At 65.6% G+C, this 4,207-nt stretch carries 2 protein-coding genes; both read right to left on the reverse strand.

Annotation, left to right across the window (positions count from 1 at the left end; genetic code table 11):
- Nucleotides 1–45: 45 nt before the first annotated feature.
- On the reverse strand, nt 46–1,821 hold the full coding sequence (locus ABZX92_RS45285; protein WP_355572274.1) for an ABC transporter family substrate-binding protein: 1,776 nt from the start codon (nt 1,819–1,821) through the stop codon (nt 46–48).
- Between the two features lie 301 nt (nt 1,822–2,122).
- Nucleotides 2,123–3,802, reverse strand: coding sequence for an ABC transporter family substrate-binding protein (locus ABZX92_RS45290; protein WP_355572276.1), 1,680 nt, complete (start codon nt 3,800–3,802; stop codon nt 2,123–2,125).
- Between the last annotated feature and the right edge of the window lie 405 nt (nt 3,803–4,207).

Genomic DNA, 4,207 nt, shown 5'->3' on the forward strand with positions numbered 1-4,207 from the left:
GTCCGGTCCCGCCCGGTCAGGCGTTGCGCACTTCAGCTATGGCGGTTACTTGGACTGCCACTCGTTGGCGTCCCAGAGCGCGCCGTAGTAGCTCTGGAAGTACACGCGGTCGAGACCCTTGAAGGCCCACATGTTCGGCATCTGGAAGAGCGGGAGCGAACCGTAGGAGTTCGCCAGCGCCTCGTCAGCCTGCTGGAAGTACTTGAGCGAGTCCGAGATCGAGGTCTGCGACACCGCCGACTTGAAGGCCGTGTCCGCAGCCGGAACGCTCAGGTTCTGCCAGTTCTGGCCACCGCCGGTCTCGTAGATCGACTTCTTGTCGCTCTTGATCGGACCACCGGACCACGCGAACAGAGCGACGTCGTAGTCACCCTGGCTCACGCGCTCGTCGAGGAAGTTGGAGTCGGTGTCGTCCTTGACCTCGATGCCGGCTTCCTTGCACTGGCCCTGGATGAGCTCGACGGTCTGCTTGCGGCGCGGGATGTCGGTGTGGCTGATCCGGAAGGAGGCACGCACGCCGTCCTTCGCGAACACGCCGTCGGCACCCTGCGTCCAGCCCGCGTCACTGAGGATCTTCTTCGACGCGGCCGAGTCACCCTTGGCCTTGTCGGCGTAGAGGTCCTTGTAGCCCTCGTCCTTCGGGAAGAAGATCAGGCTGCCCAGCGGCTTGGCGTCGGACTGGACCTCGGTGATGAGCTTGTCGATGATGTCCTGGCGCTTGACGCACATGAAGAACGCCTTGCGGATCTCTTCCTTGGCCAGCACCGGGTTCTTCAGCTGCAGGTCGAGGTGCTCGAACGACAGGCCGGGGCCCGCGCCGAACGTGATGCCCTGAGCGCTCAGGCCCTTGAGCTTCGTCGCCGCGTTCGCGTCCGGCTGCGCCATGGAGTTGACGGTGACCTCACCGTTCTCCAGCGCCTGCGCCTGCGCGACCGGGTCCGGGATCGCCTTCAGGATGATCTTCTTCGGACCACCGGGCTTGCCGACCCACTTCGGGTTGCGCTCCAGCGTCACCGACTGGTTCGGCTCGAAGCCGGTCATCATGTAGGGGCCCGCGCCCGGCGAGAGCTCCTTGGTGAAGCCGTTCCACTTCTCGTTCCAGAAGTCGGCGACCTTCTGCAGGTCGGCCTCCGGCGAGCTCTTGGTCAGCTTGGTGATGTCGGCGACACCGGTCTGCTTCTCGACGATGTGCGCGGGAAGCACGTCGTTGTTGAACAGGCCGACGTAGTCCGGGTACGGGTCGGAGAACGTGCCGACGAACGTCTGGTCGTCCTTGCACTCACCGGTCATCAGGTCGTAGCCCGTGGTGCCGGCCGCCTTGAAGTACTTGGCGTCGCCCTTCTTGGCGGAGTTGCTCTGCGTGAACCACGCCATGTAGAAGTCGTCGCAGTCCCAGGCCTCGCCGTCGGACCAGGTGACGCCCTTCTTCAGCTTCCAGGTGACGACCTGCGGAGACTTCGAGGTGACCTCGATGCTCTCCATGACGTCCTTGTTCAGGCTGTACTTGTTGTTGCCGTTCAGGACGTGCGCACCCGGCTGCACCAGGACCAGCGCGAACGTGTTGTAGGACTGGTTCGCGTCCTCGGTCGCGTTGTTGTACGAGGTGTACGGCTTGTCCGTCGACACCACGACCTGGTCGCTTTCCTTGGTGTCCGGCGCGGTGTAGCTGTCGCCCGACTCACCGCGAGCCGTCGCCATCTCCGCGATGCTGGAGTCGCCTCCATCGGAGTTGTTGCTACCGCCACCGCCACCGCAGGCACCCAGCACGAGAGACGCGCTGGCGAACAGCGCGATCGCCGGAAGTGCTTTGGTTCTCCTCATCGACACGTGCCCTCCTAGCACTGGGCGGCCGTGGCCAGGTCGGCATGCACGCCCATAACGTTGATGTGCCATACGCGCCCCGAACCGGCACATCGTGGGCAGCACGGTAAGAACCCGTTGAGGCGGCGGTCACTACCTGACAGGGTGATCGTGACCCAATGGAAACAGGTTGTAGCACGCCGCAATGGCCCGATTACCGGGCGAATGCGTTCGTTGACCGGGCGGATGTAATTCTGTCAACGACAGCCACCGAACGTAGCAACGCTGAAAGTGGCTCCGCAACGGAATTTCCACTGGCGGACTACTTGTCGAGTCTGCGCCATTCGGGTGCCTGGCTGAGCACGCCCGCGAAGGGTGCGCCGGTGTCGACGCCCGACACCATGGTTGGCAGCACACCAAGAAGATCGACTACCTGGAACAGCGGCAACGCGACCGCCTGAGCCTGAATCTGCGGCTCGATCCTGGCGAGCGCGTCGCTCAGGAGGACCTTGCCGTTGAGCGCGGCGTCGATGTCCGTCTGGATCACCGGGTCGCAGAAGCCGGTCGGGTTCTGCGGGCTGGGCGTGCCCCCGTCCGGCGCGTTCCCGGCACATCCGTACAGGCTCGCGAGCCCCGCCGCCGAGTCACCGGCGTCGACCCGCGGCACGACCGCGATGTCGACGTCCTTCTCGACCAGCTGCTTGTTGAAGAGGTCCTCGGCGTTCGGCATGACGACCTCGGCGTCGATCCCGCGCTCGGCCAGCTGCGCCTTGACCCGGTTCGCGAGGCCGACGTACGGCTCGACCTTCTCCGGCGCGGCGATCTTCAGCTTGAGCGGCTTGCCGGCCTTCTCCCAGTTGCCGGTGAGCGCGTTCTTCGCGTACCCGGCCTCGGTGAGCTGCTGGTCGGCCGCCGCCGGGTTGAGCGTGTTGCCCTGGATCGTCGGCTGGTAGCCAGAACGACTCGGCGGGATCACGTAGGAGTCGGCCCGGTACGCGGCGCTCGGGCCGCTCTGCGTGCCGGACGCGATGAGTGCGTCGCGGTCGAGTGCGGCGATGATCGCCTTGCGGGTCTTGAGGTCTTTCAGCTGTTCGGTTTCCGGGCGGAGCAGAACCTGCACGACTTCGTTGCGCGGCACGGGTTTCGTGGTCAGGCCCTTGATCTCTTTGAGCAGGTTGACGTCGGATGCGTCTGCTCGCAGGAGAACCGCCTGATTGTCGCCTTTGGACAGTGCGTCGGTCATCGCGCGGTGGGTCGACCCCCGGATGACGACTCGGTCCAGCGTGGTCGGCACTTCCCAGTACCTGTCGCTGCGTTCGAGGATGACCTGACCGCGCTGCTCGTCGAGGCTGCTCACCTGGAACGGGCCGGCCGTGGCCGGGAAGCTGGTGCTCAGGACGTTCGACCAGGTGCCTGGGGCGTCCTTGAGGAGGTGAGCCGGGAGGAGGTTCGCGAACAGGCTCCGCCAGCCCGGGAAGGGCTTGCCGAACGCCACCTCCACCACCTTGCCGCCTTCTCTGGCGCTGACGTTGTTGATGAGGCGGTAGCCGGCTGGGTCGACGACGCCCGGTTCGGTCCGCATCCGCTGCCAGAGGTAGGAGAAGTCCTCGGCGGCCACTGGGGCGCTGTCGGACCAGCTGGCGTCCTTGCGGATGGTGTAGGTGACCGTGAACGGGTCGGCCTTGGTGACCTTGGCGCTGACCATCAGGTTGCGGTCCAGCTGGGGGGCGCCGTCCGGGCCTGGGCGGAACGGGCTCGGCAGCAGGAGGCTGCTCAGGGCTGTGGTGATCGGGCTTTGGGCGGAGAGGGCGTGGGGGTTGTAGCCTCCCGCCACGTCGTCCACGCCGACCACGATTTCGGTGACCTTTGGACCCGTGGTCGTGATTACCGGGGCTTCGGTTTTGGGGACCAGCGGGGGTGGAGGCGTGTTCGAGCACGCCGCAGTGCTGGCCACTGCGACGCACAGCGCGGCAGTCGTCAGCACTCCCCCGAGTCGCCTCATGGTCCTCACATTGCCAGAAGGATGGGTTCGGTGTTCGGGCAACCCGGGTTTTGTCACCCCGGCCACGTTGGTGGACGTTGACCGGTGGGTGGGGGTTGCCTGCACGGTGGGTAGTACGGGTCACCTGGGTGGGTGGTTCGCACCAAACGCGACCAGGCCGGGTGGTTGCCTTGCGTTGAGCGCGGTTTTGGCGTCTGCAAGTACCGCCAACACATGGTCAAAGGTTCGCCAACTGCTACCGACATGGCGGTTTGTGCTGTGCCGGTAGGCCACAGGCTCGCCGGGCGGGGTGCGGGGCGGCCCCTTGGTGGAGCGAAGACGACGAAGGGCGGCTGGGCCGTGGCCCAGCCGCTGTTGTTTCCACCGGATGAATTATCGGCAAGGGACCGTTTAGCGGCCCAGCTC

Origin of the sequence: Lentzea sp. NPDC006480 (assembly GCF_040611995.1) — a bacterium.
GTDB lineage: Bacteria > Actinomycetota > Actinomycetes > Mycobacteriales > Pseudonocardiaceae > Lentzea.